Consider the following 17,722-nt stretch of genomic DNA (forward strand, 5'->3'; position numbering starts at 1 on the left):
GCGGCCTCGAGTGAGTCGGTGGAGCCACGGACGAGGCAGCGGCTCAGTCGCCGTGGCCCGGTCCGCCACTGCCGAATCCGCCGCTGGAGATGCCGCGCCACTTGCGCTTCTCCTCACTCTGCGGTTCGGGGTCGGCCTCGCCCGAACTCGTGAGGTTGTAGGGCATCAGCCGGTGCTCGCCGTCCGTCGCCGGCATCTCGGAGGGCTTTCGGTACTCGACCACCTCGCCGGGCAGTTGATCCGTGTCGGGCCGGTGGGGATGCGACTCCGGCTCCGGCGGGGGAAGCTCCTTGTTCTTGACCCGGATCCCCAGCGCGAAGGCGCCGATCAGAACGGCGACCACCAGCAGTCCGCCGAGCACCTGGGCCAGTCCGGACTGCCAGACGCCGGCCGCGGTGACCTGCTCTCCCAGAGTGTGCGTGTGCATGGACGTACCTCGCTCGTCTCTCCCGGTCGGCCGAAGCCGTGTCGGGGTTCGGCAACGTCATCTGTCCTTCCGTCCGCCCGTCTCGGGCGGATGCACGAGGGCGGAGTGCCCGGCCCGGCCGGTGCTCCCGGGGGCCGCGTCCGGCCAGGCGGACAGCCGCGCGAGGGGGTCCCGCGTGGTGCGCGGCATCCGGCTCGGGAGCCTCGCTCAATAAGGCGTTGGCGAACCGCGGAAGCCTTGCTAGCCTCCGGGAGGCCGTGCGAGAGAACGAGGAGGTGGTACCCGTGAACGCTGTATCGACATGGGTGCTCCCCTCCGGAGTCACGGTCGGGCGGTAGGTCGTCCGGGAGCGCCGCTCATGAGCACTCCCGAAAGGCACGACCATGCACGTCACTTCCGAAGAGCGCCTCGACGACGGCCTCCTCGAGTGCAGCTTCACCCTCGGCGAGATTCCCGGCACCCTGTGGACGAGGCCCGGATCCGCACCGGCCCCGCTGGTCCTGATGGCTCACAACAACGGCCTGCCCAAGTCGGATCCCCGGCTGGTCGCCCGGGCCCGGTACACCGCGGCGCGTGGCTACGCGGTGGCCACCATCGACGCCGCCGGCTGCGGTGACCGGCCCCGTTCCGCCGCCGACGAGCAGGCGCGCGCCGACCTGCGCCGCGCGATGCGGGCCGGCGAGCCGGTCGACGAGATCTTCGAGTCCTTCATCGGCCCGCTGGTCGAGAACGCGGTCCCGGAATGGCGGACCACCCTGGACGCCCTCCTCGAACTGCCCGGGATCGGCGGACCGGTCGGGTACTCGGGCGGGTGGGCCGCGCTCGGCATCCGGCTGGCGGTGGTCGAGCCGCGCATCGCGGCCGCGAGCTTCTTCGCCGGGGGGTTCGTGCCCCGAGCCCAGCGCGAGGAGGCCCGGCAGGTCACCGTCCCGCTGCTGTTCCTGCTGCAGTGGGACGACGAGGGGAACCCCCGGCAGAGGGCCCTGGACCTCTTCGACTCCTTCGGCAGCAGGGAGAAGACGCTGCACGCCAATCCCGGTGGACACACCGGCACCCCCTCCTTCGAGCTGGAGGACGGCTGCCGGTTCCTGGACCGACACCTGAAGTGACGCCGGGCCGCCCGGCCGACAGCTGAGGCAGCCGGCTGAGCAGCCGGGCGGACGCGGGTCTGGTCCCACACGGGGCCGCCGTCGGGGACAGGTGTGAGGCTCCTCGACGGCGGCTACGGAAAGGGGGCACCGGCCTGACCGGGCCGGTGCCCCGACCGTCGCCGATGGCGGCGGCCTTCGCCCACAGCCGGGCCGCGCCACCCACGGTCCCACCGCACTCCGGGCCACACCGGCACTCCGGGCTTCGGAGCCGCGTCAGCGCTGCTTCAGAGGCCGGCGATGCGGAAGGCGAAGAAGAGCGCGACGATGACGGCGCCCGCGACGATGAGGGAGACCCACATCATGGGGTGGTCCCAGATGCCGCCGTCCGGCCTCTCGGGGTGGGCCGATGAGGTCGAGCCCTCCACGGGCGGTGTTTCCTGGGGCGGTACGCGCCTGTCGGCCATGACGCCTCCTGTGTGCGCGGGCGGGATGTGCTGTGCCTACTCGCTCAAACGTCCCTCCTCGCACCCGCCGCTGCCACCTGCGTCGTTGGTGCAGCGAAACCTCGGCGATCGGGGGCCGCACGGCGGCAGCCGCGGCGAAGGGGCACGGGCCCCTTGGGGCCGCAGGTGACGGACGCACGGCGTGGCGTGGCATGGCCGGGCCAGACGTCCCGCCGCCCACCCCCTGCCCTCGCCTTCGCCGGATCCCCGACCGCCAGGCCCCGGAGCCCTCGGCCTTGGCAGGGGGTGCACACTTGTTTACCCTTGGGGTGAACAGCTGTACACCCCCGCCCTCCCCTGCCCGCGCACCGCCTCTGGAGCACGATGACCTCCGCGATCTCCGCGCCCGGAACGCCGCCCGGCCGAGCCCGTTCCCGGCTCGTCGTTCCCGTCCTCGCCTTCTGCGGCGTGGTCGTCGCCGTCATGCAGACGCTCGTCGTGCCCCTCCTGCCGCACGTGCCCGAGCTGACCGGGTCGAGCGCGGGCGCCGCGGGGTGGCTCGTGACGGTCACCCTCCTCACCGGCGCGGTGTTCACGCCCGTGCTCGGCCGGGTCGGCGACATGTACGGCAAGCGTCGGGTCCTGCTCGCCTCGCTCGGCGTGCTCACCCTCGGCTCCGTACTCTGTGCGGTCAGCTCCGACATCGGCGTGCTGATCGCCGGACGGGCCCTCCAGGGCGCGGCTCTCGCGGTGATCCCGCTCGGCATCAGCATCATCCGCGACGAGCTCCCCGCCGAGCGCGTACTGCCGTCGATCGCGCTCATGAGCTCCACCCTCGGCATCGGCGCGGCGATCGGCCTGCCCGTGGCCGCCGTCGTGACGGAGAACTTCGACTGGCACACCATGTTCTGGGCCTCCGCCGCGCTCGGACTGCTCGACGTGCTGCTCGTGCTGTGGATCGTGCCGGAGTCACCCGTGCGCTCGAAGGGACGCTTCGACGTGCTCGGCACACTGGGCCTGGCCGGACTGCTGGTCGGCGTGCTCCTGGCGATCACGCAGGGCTCGGGCTGGGGCTGGACCTCCGGGCCGACGCTGGGCCTGCTCGGCGGCTCGGTCGCCGTGGGCCTGCTCTGGGGCCGGTACGAGCTGCGCACCCGGTCCCCGATCATGGACCTGAGGGTGTCCGCCCGGCCCGCCGTACTGCTCACCAACATCGCGGCGCTGTTCATCGGCTTCTCGTTCTACGCCAACTCCCTGGTCACCGCGCAGCTCGTGCAGGAGCCCACCAGCACCGGCTACGGTCTCGGCGCGTCCATCGTCGTCAGCGGACTCTGCCTGCTGCCCGGCGGACTCGCGATGGTGGCCCTGTCCCCCCTCTCGGCCCGGATCTCGGCCACGTACGGGCCACGGACAGCGCTTGCCGTCGCGGCCGTCATCATGACCCTCGGCTACCTGGTGCGCTTCTTCACGAGCCACAGTCTGTGGCTGATCGTCGCGGGCGCCACCGTGGTCGCGTGCGGCACCGCCATCGCCTACTCCGCGCTGCCCGCCCTCGTCATGCGGGCCGTGCCGGTGAGCGAGACCGGATCGGCCAACGGCCTCAACACCCTGATGCGTTCCGTGGGCCAGGCCTGCTGCAGCGCCGTGGTCACCGCCGTACTGGCCCGCGTGACCTTCGTGGCGGACGGCCGCACCGCGCCGACGCTCCACGCCTATCTGCTGATCTTCCTGATCGCGGCCGGAGCGGCCCTCGCCGCCCTCGTCGCGACCCTGCTCCTGCCCTCCGACCGCCCCGGCCGGGACACGCCGCACGACGGCGGCGGGGAGGGCGGTACGGTCGCGGTGTCACCGCCCACCAGCGCCGCCCGAGGGAACGCATGAGCACCGCCGACGACCCGACCGCCCGAGCCGCCGGGAGGGGCCCGGACCGGGCAGCCCTCGGGTACACCTCTCATGACCCGACGCCCGGCGCTGAACCGGGTGGGGAGACCGGGCGCGACGCCATCATCCGGGCCGCACGGCGGGCGTTCACCCTCAAGCCGTACGCCGAGGTCACCATGCGCGGCATCGCCGCGGCCGCCGGGGTGAGCCCGTCCTTGATCGTCAAACGGTTCGGCAGCAAGGAGGCGCTGTTCAACACGGTCGTCGATTTCCGCCCGGCCGCTGCCGAGCTCCTCGCCGCCCCACTCCCCGGGCTCGGCAGGCACCTGGTCCTGACGATGGTCGACCTCCGTGACCGGCTCCGCGGCGACCCGCTGCTGCGCGTCGTCTTCTCCCTGGGCATCGAGGACGAACGCACCCTGCTGCGTTCCCGCTTCCGCGAGCAGGTCACCGACCGGCTCACCGGCATCCTCCCGGGACCCGACGCGGCCCTGCGCGCCGAACTGGTCGCCGGCCAACTCCTCGGCCTGGGGGCCACCCTGAGCCTCCACCGCCCCGACGGCGCGACCGCCCGCACCACCGCCGAACGGCTCGCCGACCTCTACGCCCCCGGTATCCAGCGCCTCGTCGACGGGAGCTGAGGCGGGACGCGGGCGGACTCGCGGTCGCACGGTCCCGCAGGCCCGCGGAGCCCCCGGCCGCGTTCCACCCGGGGGCGGTACCGGGGCGGGTGCCGCGGAGTGCCGGGGCGCGACGCTGCCTGCCCACCCCAGCGCCCTCCCGCCCGCCAGATCGACAGGCGTCGGGGGCCTGTCCCACCACGGCGCCGCCCGGCACGCTCCCCGGTCAGTCCAGGATGGTGGCGACGCCCCGGCGCCGCAGGTCGTCCAGTCCCTCCCGCATGGCCTGGATCTTCTCCTCGGAGTGCCCGAGCCACCCCTTCAGCTCCGACACCACGCGCACGGGCTCCCGCGTGCGGTAGGAGCGGGTGGGATTGCCCGGGAACTTCTTGTCCGTGACGTTGGGGTCGTCCTCCAGGTCTCCGGTGGGTTCCACCACGTAGATGCGTCCCGGACCGTCGCCCGCCGCCAGTTCGGCGCCCCAGGCGGCCGCGTCCAGGGTCTCGGAGACGTAGATGTGCCGGGACACCCGCCCTTCCTCGAAGTTGGAGGCGTGGCCCGCTCTCAACAGGTCTCCCGGGACGAGGTGGGCCTTCGTCCCGTGCAGGAGGGTTCCCGCCTCGTACACCTGGAAGGGGACGGGTTCACCGGTCATGGCTGCTCCGTGGGTCGTCGGGTTCGGGAGTCCGAGTGTGCCCGATGTGACGGCCCGGCACTACGCCACGCCCCCGGCGTGACGCGCGCGCCCCTCGTCGGCGGGCGCCTCGGCCTGCGCGGCACTCCCGGTCACGGCGCCGACCTCGCCGGGGGCGCGGGTGTCGGTGTCGTCATCGGTGTCGGTGCCGGTGTCGCCGGCGAGCCTTTCCAGGTCCGTCGTCAGTGAGGCCAGCCAGGACACGGTCGCGTAGTACGCGCGCGGTGCGTCCGGCGGGTCGGCGGCCATGGTGGCGAAGGCCGTGGGGGCATGGAGCGGCGCCGGTGTCACCGTGGTGTCCCCCGTCGGGTCCATGCGCGCGGAGGCCAGCAGCATGGCCGCCGCGACCCGGTCGCCGGTGCGGATGACCGCTTCCGAGGCGTCCCGACCCAGCGGCGGGACCACGACCGGCTCGGGCGGTACGAGAAGCCGGTCGGCGCCCCAGAGCGTGTGGTGCCCGGCGATGAGCGCGGCCTGCCAGTCCTGGCGGGCCGGCCGCGGGGCGGCGGGCCCTCGGGGCTCGCTCTGATACTGCGCGTACGCCGACTCCGCGAGGACCAGGGCGTGTTGCAGGGAACGGTGCCCCGGCGCCGTGATCACGGGCACGCGCCGCCCGCCCGCCGCGATCTGGGCCGTCGTGGCCACCACGATCTCCGCGGCGATCCGCAGCAGTACCGCCACGGACCGCCGCAGCTCGTCATGGGCACCCCGCGGCCAGGCCAGCAGTCCGAAGACCGCGCCGATCGCGCTGCCGGTGAGCACGTCGAGCAGCCGGAACTCGGCGAGCTGCCAGGTGGCCGGCGCCAGCTGCGCGAAGACCAGGGCGACCACCACGGTGAACAGCGCCTGCGCCCATCCGACGCCCTTCACGGGCCCGAGGGTGAAGGTGACCAGCATCAGCGGCGGCAGGGCCACCGCGTACACCTCGATGTCGGTGCCGACGAGTGCCAGCAGCGTCGCCGCGACCAGGGCGCCGACGAGGGTGCCGGTCAGCGCCTTCCGCTCCGTCGTGCGGGTCTCCCGCACCGTCGTACGGGTCAGTGTCAGCGTGGCCAGCAGCACCCAGAAGCCGTGCGGGAGCGTGTCGATGCCCGCGATCAGCCGGGCGGCCGCCAGGGCGAGACCGATCCGCACGGCGTTCTGGAAGAACACCGAACGGCCGCCCACGTGACCGGACAGACGCCGCCACCACAGCCGGGGGGCCCGTTCCCGCGCGTACCAGAAGCGCCCGGGTGCCGGTGCGTCGGCCGCCCGGCCCCGTACGGCGATGTCTGCCGCCGTGGACATCGCGAGCGCCGCGTCCGCCACCTCGAGCAGCGCCGCGTTCCTGCGCAGCCCGGCGGGAGAGCCGTCCTCCGCCTCCGCCAGAGCCTGGCGCGCCTGCCGGAGGCCGTCGTGCGCCCGTCCGTCGGGGGCTCGGCCGCGCAGCCGGGCGGCGGCCTCCCGCGCAGCCTCCGCGACCGCTCGCAACGGGTCCGGATCCTTCGCCGACGCGCTCTCCGCCCCCCCGGCCGCCCCGCCTCCCCCGGCAGCGACTTCGCGCTCCGCGCCCCGAGGCGGTGGCGGCAACACGGTAAGGCGGCCGATCAGGGTGCGCGTCGCCAGGCCGGTGTGGGCCAGTGCCCTCTGCCGTACCCCCGCTCCGGCCGGCCGTTCCGCCTCGGGCACCTGGGAGGAACGGAGCCCGTCGCTCAAGGCCCGGGCGGTGCGCAGGGTGGCTTCCGGAAGCCTGTAGGGAGCGGTGCGCAGCCGGTCCGCGCAGCCGGCGGCTCCGTCGGCGGCCCGTGCGGCCCGTTCGCGGTAGGACAGGGCACCCGGCTCGGGCAGCAGGGTCGACTCCGCGATGGTCAGCAGCGCGAGTCCGAAGGTCGCCCCTGCCAGTCGTTCGCCGAGTGAACCGGGGTCGTACGGGGGAAAGGACGGCAGGATGTACATGAGCTGCAGCCCCGTGGCCGCGCCCGCGAAGCGCGGTCCGCCCACGGCCGTGAACGCCAGCGCGAACCCGACGACCAGCATCCCGGCGACCGCGCTCCAGGTCCGCACCGACAGGTAGGTGCCGAGCGTGATCAGCACCCAGCACACCGGCACCACGCACACCAGCAGCAGCGCGCGCTGCCGCCCGGAGCCGGGGAGGTGGGACAGCCCGGCCATCGCGATCGCCGCGAACAGCGCGTACGTCGCGCCGACCGCCAGGTCGAATCCGTAGAGCAGCACGTAGAACCCGGCCCCGGCGGCGATCGTGACGCGCAGAGCCCTGCGCGCCGCCGCCCGGTAGGCGGGCGACGGAGGTCGTGGGAACGCGCCACCCATGCCCCCAGGATCACCCGCCGGGCCGCACCCGGCACGACGGGACCGGCCCGCGCGGTCACGGGAGCGGCGAGCGGGGACGGAGGGCGGTGATGGCGATCGGTGGCGGGGAGCGGGGGCGGGGAGCCGACGCCCCCGGCCTGACGGCACCCGCGCCGGCCCTCGGCCTCCCCCGTGCGGGGGAACGCGGCACGGGGGTAGCCCGCCGCCCGGCTCGGGAGGCAGTCTGGTGCGCATGAACGCATTGCGAGGTGCGGACGTCGTCCTGCGTCCGTCCGGCCCCGACGACGTCCCCGCCCTGGCCGCCATCCGGGCCACCCCCGAGGTCCGGGCGCGGTGGCGCGGCGGGGACGATCTGACGGCGGAGGTGGCCTCCGGCCTGGAGGACCCGGCCACCCACTGCTACACGGTCCTCCACGACGACCGGATCGTCGGCATGGTCCAGTGGTACGCGGAGGAGGAGCCGGACTACCGGCACGCGGGGATCGACCTCTTCCTCGACCCCTCGGTGCACGGCAAGGGCCTCGGCACCGACACCGTCCGCACCCTCGCCCGCCATCTGGTCGACGACGTCGGCCACCACCGGCTCGTCATCGACCCGGCGGCCGACAACGTCGCCGCGATCCGCTGTTACGAGAAGGCCGGCTTCCGGCCCGTCGGCGTGATGCGGCGGTACGAGCGGGGCTCGGACGGCAGCTGGCACGACGGGCTGCTCATGGATCTGCTGGCGTCCGAGCTGGTGCGGTGATACCGGCGGGTCCGGTCGGCCGGCGCGGGTCCGGCCGACGCGTCCGGCTCGCGCGGCTCAGGGCCGGGCGGTGTCGGGGACCCGGCGGTGCCACCACCGGCGGCGGGTCCGCGGGTGAACGGCCCGGCCGAGGCGCCGACCGATGAGGACGTAGCCGATCAGCGCGCCCGTGGTGTTGAGCAGGACGTCGTCGATGTCGAAGGCCCGGCCGGTCACGAGGGCACCCTGGACCAGCTCCACGAGCAGCATGGTGCAGACGGTGACGAGCGCCACCCGGACGAAGCCCCGGGTCCTGCGGGACAGCAGCGGGAGCAGCAGGCCGAACGGCACCCCGAGGGCCACGTTGCCGCCGAGCTGCTTGACGGTCTCCACGAAGGCCGGCTGCTGGAGGTACGCCTGGATGGACCGGCCGGGCGTCAGGTTGCTGTGGGTGAGAGGGACGGAAGCGGGCGACTCCCCCAGCGTGAGCTTCGCCAGCACCGCGGCGAAGACCACCATGCCCGCGAGGGCCAGCAGGGCGACCAGCACCCGCACCACCCGGCCGGGGCCGCTGCGGGCCGGGCGCCGCCCGGCTTCGGGCACCGTCGGCTCGGCCGCGGCCGGCTCCTTCGCGACCGGTCTGCGGGCGGCCGTCCCGCCGAGTAGCTTCCCGGCGAGGAGCCTTCTGGCGAGGAGTCTTCTGCCGAACGGCTTCCCGGTGCCCGCCGCCGGTGTGTCCCGCGGCGCTCCGGCCGGGGCCGGGTGGGTCGAGGCCGCTTCCCCGACGGGCTTGCGCGCGCCCGTCGTCGCCCGGCTCCGCGAGTCTCTCCAGCCGATCATGGGTCACTCCCCCAGCTCTGGTCCGATGGCCGACGGAGCCCGGATACCCCGGCCGGGCCCGCGTATGCCCGGGTGTCAAAGAGCCCACCACAGGCGCAACATGGACACGTCGAGCGTCAACAGGCCCCACACCCGGCCGAGTTGGGCATGAGTCGCGGCGCTCCGGGCAACAGGCGCCCATGGGAGAAGACACCGCGAGAAGACGCTCGTTCCTCAGAGGAAACCCGGAGCGCTCGGGCCGGAGGTGGCCCGTCGGCGCCGTGGTGCTGCTCGTCCTGGCCGTGGCCCTGATGGTGGCGGGCCAGGTCCTGCGGCTGCCGGGGCTGGACGTGTTCGGGACCGAGGTGAAGGACCGTTCCGGGCCCGCCGTCCTGAAGTCCGTCCAGGACATGAACCGGTACGAGGGTGCGGCCGGCACCTATCAGGTCGTGGTCGACCTGGAGCAGGACGCCCGGTTCCTGCCGGACGCCATCCGCGGCACCCGCACGCTCTACGTGGCGACCGGCAGCGTCACCGCGTACGTGGAGCTCGGCGGGGTCAAGAAGGACGCCGTCACCGTCGACGCGAAGCGGACCACGGCGACCCTGCGTCTGCCGCACGCCCGCCTGGCCTCGCCCGCCCTCGACCCCGAGCGGTCCTACGCCGTCTCCAAGCAGCGCGGGCTGCTGGACCGGCTCGGTGACCTCTTCTCGGACAACCCGGCGAGCGAACGGGCGGTCAACGTCCTGGCCGCCCGGCACATCGGCGAGGCGGCCCGGGAGTCGGACCTGACGTCGCGGGCCGAACGGAACACGACCGCCATGCTGCAGGGACTCCTGCGCGCCCTCGGATTCGAACAGGTGACGGTCACCTACGTCTGAGCGGGGAGCGGAAGGGCCGACGGTCCCTCAGCTCGCCCTGCCCGCTGTCGAGGCGAGGCTTCCGGCCGGAGAGCCCGGACGTCAGGCGCGCGGCAGCCGGGGACTGTCCGCGTCCTCGCCGGGAGTGGGACCGTCGGGGCCGGCCGCCTCGGACCGTTCCGTGAGGTGCTCGTACGTGCCCGTGATGAGGAGCATCCTGTCCAGGAAGGCCGGCCGGTTCTCCAGGTACAGCCGCACTCCGGCCGCCGCGGTGTACCGGTGGAGGGCCAGCAGCGCGGAGAGGCCCATCGAGTCGCACAGGGTCAAGCGGGTGCAGTCGAGCCGTATGTCCGCGGGCTCCCGGGACGTGGAGAGGTGCGCGCGGGCGATGTCCAGCAGTTCGTCGGTGGCGTCCCAGGCGAGGTCGCCGGCGAGCTCCGCGTACAGGACGCCGTCCACACCGGTGGTGGCCTTGAGCTCGAAGATGTTGTCGGAGAAAGTCGTCATGCGTGGGTTCCGGGGTCGGGCGGGCGGGGGACACGGGTGAGGGCTCGGCGTCCGGCGGCGAGGTGGGCCCGGGCGCGGGGGAAGTCACGCTGCGCGTCGGCGAGGAGGTCGAGCGCGACGAGCAGCGCACCGGCGGGGACGCCGCGGGCCCGGAGGATCCCGGCCGTCCAGGTGAGGAAGCCGGTGAACAGCTCGGCGTCGTCGGTGTAGAGGGAGGCGGCGAGGAAGTCGACGATGTGGGCGATGTCCTCGGCGGTCCGCTCCCGTTGCGGGTCGGTGTACGCGGACATCTCCGGGACCCGGTCCTCCAGGCCGCTGAGGACGTCGCGGACGAGCTGGACCCGGGTGCGGGTGACGAGGGTGTATTCCTGGTCGAGCAGATGGGGCAGGTCGTGCTCGGAGGCGGGCAGCGGTTTCTCCGGGCGCCGCAGGCCGCCGGCCAGGAGGGTGGCGGCGGCGCGGGCATCGGGTGCCCATCCGTCGGCTCCGAGCAGGCGGGCGTATCTGCCGTCGGGGCCGAAGGCGGCTCCACCGACGAGCACGGGCAGTCCGACGGCCTGGACCGCGGTGATGGCGGCGTGGGCCGTCGGGAGGCGGACGGGCAGGGACGAGGAGAGTGCGACGACGTCCGTGCCGGTCTGGTGGAGATGGGCGATCAGGTGCGGAGTGGGGACCTGGGCTCCGAGGTAGTCGACGTCGAAGCCGCGGCCGCGCAGGACCTCCGCGAGGAGGCGCGCGGGCAGGGCGTGCCATTCTCCGTCGACGCAGGCGATGGTGACGCGGCGCCGGGGAGCTCCGTCCTGCCGCCGGCCGGGCGGCCCGCCGGCGCGGTGGGACGCGGTGCGGTGGGCCAGGGCGGCGATGACGCGGTCCTGGATGGCGGTCGCGGCGTGCTCCTGGGCCACGCCGAGACGACCGGCGGCCCATTCCCGGCCGACGCGGGCCTGTACGGGGCCGATGACGTCGAGGAGGACGTCCTCCAGCGGGGTCCCCGTGTCGCAGGCCTCGAAGACCGCGGCGGCGGCCGCTTCCTCGTCCCTCGCGCCCAGGGCCGCCCACAGCCGCTCGCGGACGTCGGCGAGGCCGGTGAGCGGGATCGTGGTGTGCGTGGTCATGCGGTGTACCTGCCCCGGGTGTGACCGTTCACCGCGGTGAGAAGAGTGGTGTGCGGTGCGGTGATCGCGACGACGGCCATGTCGTCGTGGGGACCGGTGCCCACCCAGTTGCCGGCGAGCATCTGCATGCGCTCGACGATGGCCTCCGCGGGGAGTCCGACACACTCGGCCAGGGCGGTCCGCAGCCGGTCCTCGCCGAACATGGACGAGCCGAGCGGTCCGCCGCGGGCCTCCGTGATGCCGTCCGTGTAGAGGAGGCACGTCTCTCCGGGCGCCAGGTGCACGGTCGCGGACCGGGAGGTGACCTCGGGGAGCGCGCCGACCAGGGTGCCGCGGGTGTCGGCCCCCTCGACCTCCCCCGTGGCGCGCAGGATCAGCGGCTCCGGGTGGCCGGCGCTGGTCAGCCGCACCCGCACGCTGCCGCCGGAACGCCTCACGGAGGCCAGGACCAGCGTGGCGAAACGGGTGTGCCGGGTGGTCAGGAGAGCACCGTTGAGCAGCGTCAGCACGTTCTGGTGGTCGCCCGCGAGAGGCCGCAGCGCCTGGAGGGTGCTGCGGATCCTTCCCGTCAGCACGGCGGCGTCGAGCCCCTTGCCGCACACGTCCCCCAGGACCGCGAGCGACTCCTGGTCGGCGTCGGCACCGGCGTGGACGTCGTAGAAGTCGCCGCCGATCCGTTCGGTGTCCTGGGAGGCGCGGTAGCCCCCGGCGAAGTCCACCCCGTGCACGTGGTGCAGTTGCGGCGGGAGCAGTTCGGCGATCAGCGCGCGGGTGACGCGCGCCTGTTCCGCGTACAGCCGGGCGGCCGAGAGTGCGGATCCCGCGCGGGCGGCGAAGAGCCGGGCGAAGAGCTCCTCCGATGCGTCGAAGGCCGTGTGGCCGGTGCGCCGCAGCAGGATCAGCACGCCCGCGGGCACGCCGTGGCCGGGCAGGGGGGTGATGGCGACGGATCCGGGGGTTCCCCCGAAGCCCTCGGGTACGGCCCACTCCGGGAGTTCCGCCGGATCGATCCACCGGGCGGGCACCGGGGGAAAGCCCTGAAGGGCCTCGGCGAGGCCGGTCACCGCGGTGGGGTCCATCGCCACCTGGCGGCGGGTGATCCGCTCCCCTATGGCGGTGACCACGCAGTAGCGGTTCCTCACCGGTGGCGCGATGACCAGTGCCGCGTCGGCGAGGTGGGCCCCGGCGAGCTGGGCGGCCTTCTCGAGGCAGCGGTCCGGGTTCAGCGACGCCAGCAGCTGCGTGGAGGCCTCCGCCAGGAGCGCGGTGCGTTCCTGCTCGGTCCGCAGCGCCTCCTCGGCGGCGACCAGGTCCGAGTCGTCGACCAGCCACCATGCGACGTCGCCGTGTCCCGACCGGGTGGGATGGGCCCTCAGGAACCGGCCCTGGTGGTGCCCCCGCAGTGCGGGGCCCCCCGTCCTGGCGGGGTTCTCGGTGGCCCGCGTCCTCTGCCGGCCGGGGAGCGCCAGTCGTCGGTGCGCGTCGGCCAGCCAGGCGGGGGCGACCTCGTCGAGCCACGAACCGACGCCCATCGCCGGGAAGAGACCCGCGGCGGCGGCGTTGAACTCCACGACGCCGCCCTCGCGGTCCGCCACGACCGCGGGATGGGGCGAGCGGAGCCACGAGGTGCTGACGGCCGCGGGTCTGCCCTCCGACCGGCCCGACTCCTCTTCGAAAACAGTCATATGGGTGGCCTGCTGGTGTCGGCCCGCCGCCTTCCGCTCGTCGATGCAGCTCGTCCTCCCACCTTTCCTCAGGGCACGCCGCACATCAAGCGAACTCCCCACTTCCGGTACATGCCGGGCCACTTCCTGCCCGTACCCTCACCTTCCGGGCACACCGGCTTCACATGAAGCCCGCGGAACGGGGCCGTCGGCACCGCGGTCCGCCCCGGCACCTGCGAACTCCGGGCGGAAGGGGGCGTTTCGGCGGGGCATTCGCGGTCATGCGGGAGTCGACCCCGTGACGCCGAGGACAGGGACGAAGGACACCTCCGGGAACCGACGCTCACGAGGCGGTCGCGCGCGGTCCCGCCCCCGGTCTCCCGGGGGCGGGACCGCGCTTCGGTCGAGCCGTACACCAACCGGGGAAGGGGGCCGCATGGCGGCGAGCGGTGAGAGGGAGAGGGCCTTGCTCGATGGAGGTCCGGTGACGCTCGGGCGGGATGTGGCGCTCGCCGTCGGGCTCGCGGCCACGGTCGTCGGAGGAGTGGTGCTGTTCCTCAGGACGGCACGGGCCGCGGGCGTTCACCCGCCCATGGTCCTGGTCGTGCTGCTCCTGGTCCTCGGTCTCGGGGTGGCGATGGCGCGGTGGAGCATAGCCCCGGCACGCAGCGGGAGGATCAGGAGGATGCGGCGGACGGGCCGTCGCGGGGACGGGGGCGGATTCGCGCCCGTCGAGGGGAGCGTGCCGGCCGAGGGCGGCGCGGCCGAGGTTCCCGTCGTGGACGGGGAGGCACTGGACCACATCGGCGCCGACGCCGACGGGTTCGAGCACACCGTCGCGGCGCTGTGCGTCCGGGACGGCTGCGCCGCGGTGGAGGTGGTCGGCGGTGCGGGTGACCTGGGCGCCGACGTGCTGGCGACGACGGCCGACGGCCGGCGGGTCGTGCTGCAGTGCAAGCGGTACGCCCCGGATCATCGCGTCGGCTCCCCGGACCTGCAGCGCTTCGGCGGCACCTGCTACACCGTGCACGGCGCCGATGTGGCGGTCCTGGTGACGACGAGTTCGTTCACCGACCCGGCCCTGGAGTACGCGGCCTCGTGCGGAATCCTGTGCGTGGACGGCACGGCACTGGACGCGTGGACCGCTTCGGCGTCCCCGGCCCCCTGGGACGCGCTGCCCCTGGAGTCGGACACGGCTCCGGTGTGACGGCGAGGGCCGCTGCGACGGCGGCAGGGGCCGGGGCGACCGCAGACTGCCGGGTTGACCGCGGCCCCGGGGTGACCGCAGGCGCCGGAGTCACCGCCGGCCCCCAGGAGCCCCGCGGCGCCGAGGGTGACCACCGGAGGCTGTTGTGGCGGCCGGCCCCGGACGGCCGCCGGCCCAGGGACACAGACCGGCCCCGGCGTGACCGCCGGGGCCGGAGTGTTCCTGGGCGCGATCAGACCTCGCGCCACTTCGCCTGGCCGAAGGAGAAGAACCCGAACAGGACGAGGCAGACGGCCACCGCGAGCAGCAGCCAGGGCCCCGCCGGGGTCTGTGCGAAGGAACGGATCGTGTCGTCCATGCCCTTGGCCTCGTTCGGGTCGAACGCCATCGCCGCCTTGAGACCGGAGACGCCGAGCGCGGCGAGGACGAGACCGCGTCCTATGCCGCCCGCCACACCGGTCACGTCCATGAAGCGACGCTGGTTGGCCGTCAGCCGGCCCCAGGCGAGGTGGTCCCGGTACTTCCGCAGGACCGCCCTGCCCGCTATCCACAGCCCGGCCGCGAGAACGCCCACGGCGATCGCGCCGGCCCACCAGCGGCCCCCGGGCAGTTCGAGCAGGCGTGCCGTGACGTCCCGGCTCTGCCGGTCGGTGGAGCCCGCGCCACTCCCGCGCTCCCCCACCGCGAACGAGAGGACGAGGAAGGCGGAAGCGGCGTAGAAGACGGCGCGGCCGGCTGACGCGGCGCGCTTGTGCGCCTTGTGCCCCTTGGGGCCGGCCGCGCCGACGGCCGCCTCGGAGAGCCGCCACAGCGCCATCCCGGCGAGGCCCACGCCCAGGGACCAGAGGAGGAAGGCCCCGAACGGGGCGGCGGCGACCTGCCCGAGGGCCCCTCCCCGGTCGGCCTGCTCGCCCGAACCCGTGAGGCCGACCCGTACGGCCAGCGCTCCGACGAGCAGGTACAGCACGCCACGGGCCGCGAATCCGGCCCGGGCACCCGCCCGTACGGCCTCACCGCGGGCCCCCTTTCCGGTCCCTGCCATGTACGTCCCCGTTCTGGCTGTGGTCATAGCGCTCGCTCCTCTCGGTCGACCCTCCAGGTGCCCCGTCAATCCCGAACGAATCCCGGCCGCTCCGTTTCGACCGCGGACGGGCGGTGACACGAACGGAGACACATCGCGACTCGAGCACGAGGAGGACCCCATGGGCAGCTGGCGCGCGGCCGCGGCCTGCCAGGACGTCGACCCCGATCTGTTCTTCCCGGTGGGGGCGGGTCCCTCCGCCCTCTCCCAGGCCGAGGAGGCGAAGGAGATCTGCCGGACCTGCCCGGTCCGCGAGGAGTGCCTGCGCTGGGCCATGGACGATTCCCGTCAGGTGACGGGCGTGTGGGGCGGCCTGACGGAGAACGAACGCCGCTCCCTGCACCGGCGGTTGCGCCGCAGGGCGGACGAGCGGCGGTGACGGCCGTACCGCGGCAGCGGGTCGCCGTCCCGGGACTGCCGCGTCGGCTCCCACCCCCCGCCCGGGCGGGCGCCGGTCTCCCCGGCGCCCGCCCCCTAGGACAGGAGGGAGAGGCGAGCCCGGACCCGCTTTCCGGCCGGGTGCGGCTCGACGGTCACGCTCTCGCAGACCGCGACGATGATCTCCACGCCGTGCTGCCCGATACGGCTCGGGTCGTGTCCACGGGGCACGGGGGCGGCCGCCGTGCCGTCGAACACCGAGATCTCCAGGACGTCCTCGTGCACCTCCAGCAGCAGCCGGCAGGGGCCGGGGGCGTGCCGGACGGCGTTGGTCACCAGTTCGCTGACGACCAGCTTGGCGAGGTCGACACGGTCGGGCGTCACCGGTCCGTAGCGGACGGCCGGCACGGCGGACAGGAAGTCGGAGGTGAAGGCGCGGGCGGACGCGATCGCGCCCCCGTCGGTCTCGTCGTAGGCGGCGCTCGCCGACAGCAGGGGCTCCTGTGCGGCCCGTTCCGCGGACATCGCGTCCCTCATGGCCCTGGTACTCCCCTCGTCCGTCGTGATGGGCGCCGCAGGCACCTCGTACTCGCCCTTCCCCCCTTTACGCTTCCCACACCGCCCACAACGAGGATCACACCCGCAACCCTCCGGTCAGCCGAACGCGGGCGGTGCGGGGTCACCCGTGCCGCGGTCCCTGTCCGTGCCGGGTCGCTCCGGCTGCTGACCGCGCCAGTCGAGGCAGAGGACGAGGACCGCGTCCGAGACGTCTCTCGGCATCTCCCGCAGCGCCCGTACGACGGCTCCGGGCACGTCCGCGCAGCTCAGGGGGCCGGCCGGCGCCAGGGCCCGGGCCACGGGACCGTCCGGCGCCTCGGTCGCCCCGCCGGGCGGGCTCTCGCCCTGCTCGCAGGCGACGAAGACGACCCGGTCGCCGGGCAGCAGGCGCAGGTGCTGCGTGGTGTAGACGGTGTCCTCGAACATGCCGAGAGGCAGCTGGCGGTCGAGTTCGATGCGTTCGCTCACGCCCCCGCGCGTGCGCCACACCGTCGGCGAGCCGGCGTCGACCACCTCGACGTCGCCCGTGGCCAGGGTGATCTTCAGCAGGAGGGCGGCGAGCGTGCTCCTGCCGCGGTACTGCCCGTAGAGCGCCTGGTCGGTGAGGCTGGCCTGTCCCACCAGGTCGAGTCCGGCGCGCCGGGCGTTGCGAATGGCGTTGACGGCGAGGGCGCCGGCGAGGGCGGCCGGGGTGCCGGGGCCGGCGCCGTTGGCGACGACCAGGAGGAGTTCGTCCTCGGTCACGCTCCAGTCCAGGACGTGCCCTCCGGACGTGTACGCCGGTTCCCAGTGGGCGTGCAGATCGAACGCGGGGCCGGCGCAGGCCCGGCCCGGCAGGGTGTCCCACTGCATCTCCCCGGCGACGCTGAGGGCGCGGGTCCTGCGGGTGCTGCGGTAGAGGTCGGTGTGGCGGTCGGCGACGCGCAGGGCGTGCCCGAGGCTCTCGGCGACGCGGCCGAGGCTCTCCGTCGCCTCCGGGGTGGCGCGGTCCGCGGGCAGCACGACGACGAGGACGCCGAACCGCTCGCCGCGGACCGTGACGGGAAGGTATGCGGTCGCCGTGGGCCCGTCATCACGGAAAAGATATGGTTGCTGGGTGCGGAACGTGCGACCGGCGGTCCCTGTGTCCACGGGCCCGTGCCGCACCACGGCGGGCGTCTGCACGGGCTCCACGGCGCGCAGGGACGTATGCCCGTAGTCGATGAGCAGCAGGTCGGCGGAGGACGCGGCGTACTGCTGCGTGAGACTGACACGGAGGGAGTCCAGCAGGAGGTGTGGTGCCGCCCCGCGCAGTGCGCTCTCCACCGTCACGTGTCGATCCACCGAGTTCGTACCGCCTTCTG

18 protein-coding genes are annotated in these 17,722 nt (G+C 74.1%); 7 read left to right on the forward strand and 11 right to left on the reverse strand.

Annotated elements, in window-relative coordinates; translation table 11 throughout:
• Nucleotides 1–43: 43 nt before the first annotated feature.
• A complete protein-coding gene (locus tag ACGF1Z_RS12055) occupies nucleotides 44–427 on the reverse strand; it encodes a DUF6479 family protein (RefSeq protein WP_393002728.1) in 384 nt (127 codons plus the stop codon).
• A gap of 383 nt (nucleotides 428–810) precedes the next feature.
• On the opposite strand from ACGF1Z_RS12055, the gene ACGF1Z_RS12060 reads away from it, so the two are divergent.
• Nucleotides 811–1,536 carry a dienelactone hydrolase family protein gene (locus tag ACGF1Z_RS12060; protein ID WP_393002730.1) on the forward strand — a complete coding sequence of 242 codons (726 nt, stop codon included), beginning with the start codon at nucleotides 811–813 and terminating at the stop codon, nucleotides 1,534–1,536.
• Between the two features lie 266 nt (nucleotides 1,537–1,802).
• On the opposite strand, the gene ACGF1Z_RS12065 is transcribed toward ACGF1Z_RS12060, so the two are convergent.
• Nucleotides 1,803–2,009 carry a DUF6480 family protein gene (locus ACGF1Z_RS12065; RefSeq protein WP_393004133.1) on the reverse strand — a complete coding sequence of 69 codons (207 nt, stop codon included), beginning with the start codon at nucleotides 2,007–2,009 and terminating at the stop codon, nucleotides 1,803–1,805.
• 336 nt (nucleotides 2,010–2,345) lie between these two features.
• Here ACGF1Z_RS12065 and ACGF1Z_RS12070 point away from each other — a divergent pair, with 336 nt between their 5' ends.
• Nucleotides 2,346–3,842, forward strand: a complete 1,497-nt coding sequence (locus ACGF1Z_RS12070; RefSeq protein ID WP_393002732.1) for an MFS transporter — start codon at nucleotides 2,346–2,348, stop codon at nucleotides 3,840–3,842.
• Entirely contained in the window at nucleotides 3,839–4,483 is a 645-nt protein-coding gene (locus ACGF1Z_RS12075; RefSeq protein ID WP_393002734.1) for a TetR family transcriptional regulator, read from the forward strand. The genes ACGF1Z_RS12070 and ACGF1Z_RS12075 overlap by 4 nt, the downstream gene beginning before the upstream one ends.
• A 205-nt stretch (nucleotides 4,484–4,688) precedes the next feature.
• On the opposite strand, the gene arr is transcribed toward ACGF1Z_RS12075, so the two are convergent.
• Nucleotides 4,689–5,117 (reverse strand): NAD(+)--rifampin ADP-ribosyltransferase, encoded by a 429-nt coding sequence (arr, locus tag ACGF1Z_RS12080; RefSeq protein ID WP_393002736.1) that lies wholly within the window; start codon nucleotides 5,115–5,117, stop codon nucleotides 4,689–4,691.
• A gap of 60 nt (nucleotides 5,118–5,177) precedes the next feature.
• Nucleotides 5,178–7,466 (reverse strand): FUSC family protein, encoded by a 2,289-nt coding sequence (locus tag ACGF1Z_RS12085; protein ID WP_393002738.1) that lies wholly within the window; start codon nucleotides 7,464–7,466, stop codon nucleotides 5,178–5,180.
• 232 nt (nucleotides 7,467–7,698) lie between these two features.
• On the opposite strand from ACGF1Z_RS12085, the gene ACGF1Z_RS12090 reads away from it, so the two are divergent.
• Nucleotides 7,699–8,211, forward strand: coding sequence for a GNAT family N-acetyltransferase (locus ACGF1Z_RS12090; protein ID WP_393002740.1), 513 nt, complete (start codon nucleotides 7,699–7,701; stop codon nucleotides 8,209–8,211).
• Between the two features lie 57 nt (nucleotides 8,212–8,268).
• Here ACGF1Z_RS12090 and ACGF1Z_RS12095 read toward each other — a convergent pair whose 3' ends face one another.
• Nucleotides 8,269–9,030, reverse strand: a complete 762-nt coding sequence (locus tag ACGF1Z_RS12095) for a VanZ family protein (protein WP_393002742.1) — start codon at nucleotides 9,028–9,030, stop codon at nucleotides 8,269–8,271.
• 290 nt (nucleotides 9,031–9,320) lie between these two features.
• On the opposite strand from ACGF1Z_RS12095, the gene ACGF1Z_RS12100 reads away from it, so the two are divergent.
• Nucleotides 9,321–9,890 carry a DUF4230 domain-containing protein gene (locus ACGF1Z_RS12100; RefSeq protein ID WP_393004135.1) on the forward strand — a complete coding sequence of 190 codons (570 nt, stop codon included), beginning with the start codon at nucleotides 9,321–9,323 and terminating at the stop codon, nucleotides 9,888–9,890.
• Nucleotides 9,891–9,971: 81 nt separating this feature from the next.
• On the opposite strand, the gene ACGF1Z_RS12105 is transcribed toward ACGF1Z_RS12100, so the two are convergent.
• The 3 genes from ACGF1Z_RS12105 to ACGF1Z_RS12115 are packed head-to-tail and all read right to left on the reverse strand — an operon-like array spanning nucleotide 9,972 to nucleotide 13,176.
• A complete protein-coding gene (locus tag ACGF1Z_RS12105) occupies nucleotides 9,972–10,376 on the reverse strand; it encodes an STAS domain-containing protein (protein WP_393002744.1) in 405 nt (134 codons plus the stop codon).
• Complete coding sequence (locus tag ACGF1Z_RS12110) at nucleotides 10,373–11,491, reverse strand: B12-binding domain-containing protein (protein ID WP_393002746.1); 1,119 nt, start codon at nucleotides 11,489–11,491, stop codon at nucleotides 10,373–10,375. Before ACGF1Z_RS12110 ends, ACGF1Z_RS12105 begins: the two co-directional genes overlap by 4 nt.
• Entirely contained in the window at nucleotides 11,488–13,176 is a 1,689-nt protein-coding gene (locus tag ACGF1Z_RS12115) for a PP2C family protein-serine/threonine phosphatase (RefSeq protein ID WP_393002748.1), read from the reverse strand. Before ACGF1Z_RS12115 ends, ACGF1Z_RS12110 begins: the two co-directional genes overlap by 4 nt.
• A gap of 415 nt (nucleotides 13,177–13,591) precedes the next feature.
• Between ACGF1Z_RS12115 and ACGF1Z_RS12120 the strand changes: the two genes are divergently transcribed.
• The gene (locus ACGF1Z_RS12120; RefSeq protein ID WP_393002750.1) at nucleotides 13,592–14,362 is read left to right on the forward strand and encodes a restriction endonuclease; all 771 of its coding nucleotides are present in this window, start codon (nucleotides 13,592–13,594) and stop codon (nucleotides 14,360–14,362) included.
• A 232-nt stretch (nucleotides 14,363–14,594) separates the two neighbouring features.
• Here ACGF1Z_RS12120 and ACGF1Z_RS12125 read toward each other — a convergent pair whose 3' ends face one another.
• Nucleotides 14,595–15,431 carry a DUF1206 domain-containing protein gene (locus tag ACGF1Z_RS12125; RefSeq protein ID WP_393002752.1) on the reverse strand — a complete coding sequence of 279 codons (837 nt, stop codon included), beginning with the start codon at nucleotides 15,429–15,431 and terminating at the stop codon, nucleotides 14,595–14,597.
• Nucleotides 15,432–15,564: 133 nt separating this feature from the next.
• Here ACGF1Z_RS12125 and ACGF1Z_RS12130 point away from each other — a divergent pair, with 133 nt between their 5' ends.
• Complete coding sequence (locus ACGF1Z_RS12130; protein WP_393002754.1) at nucleotides 15,565–15,822, forward strand: WhiB family transcriptional regulator; 258 nt, start codon at nucleotides 15,565–15,567, stop codon at nucleotides 15,820–15,822.
• 95 nt (nucleotides 15,823–15,917) lie between these two features.
• Here ACGF1Z_RS12130 and ACGF1Z_RS12135 read toward each other — a convergent pair whose 3' ends face one another.
• Nucleotides 15,918–16,358: an ATP-binding protein gene (locus ACGF1Z_RS12135; RefSeq protein WP_393002756.1), complete on the reverse strand. Its 441-nt coding sequence runs from the start codon at nucleotides 16,356–16,358 to the stop codon at nucleotides 15,918–15,920.
• A gap of 117 nt (nucleotides 16,359–16,475) precedes the next feature.
• A complete protein-coding gene (locus ACGF1Z_RS12140) occupies nucleotides 16,476–17,690 on the reverse strand; it encodes a PP2C family protein-serine/threonine phosphatase (RefSeq protein WP_393002758.1) in 1,215 nt (404 codons plus the stop codon).
• Between the last annotated feature and the right edge of the window lie 32 nt (nucleotides 17,691–17,722).

Source organism: Streptomyces sp. NPDC048018 (genome assembly GCF_043202995.1).
Lineage (GTDB): Bacteria > Actinomycetota > Actinomycetes > Streptomycetales > Streptomycetaceae > Streptomyces.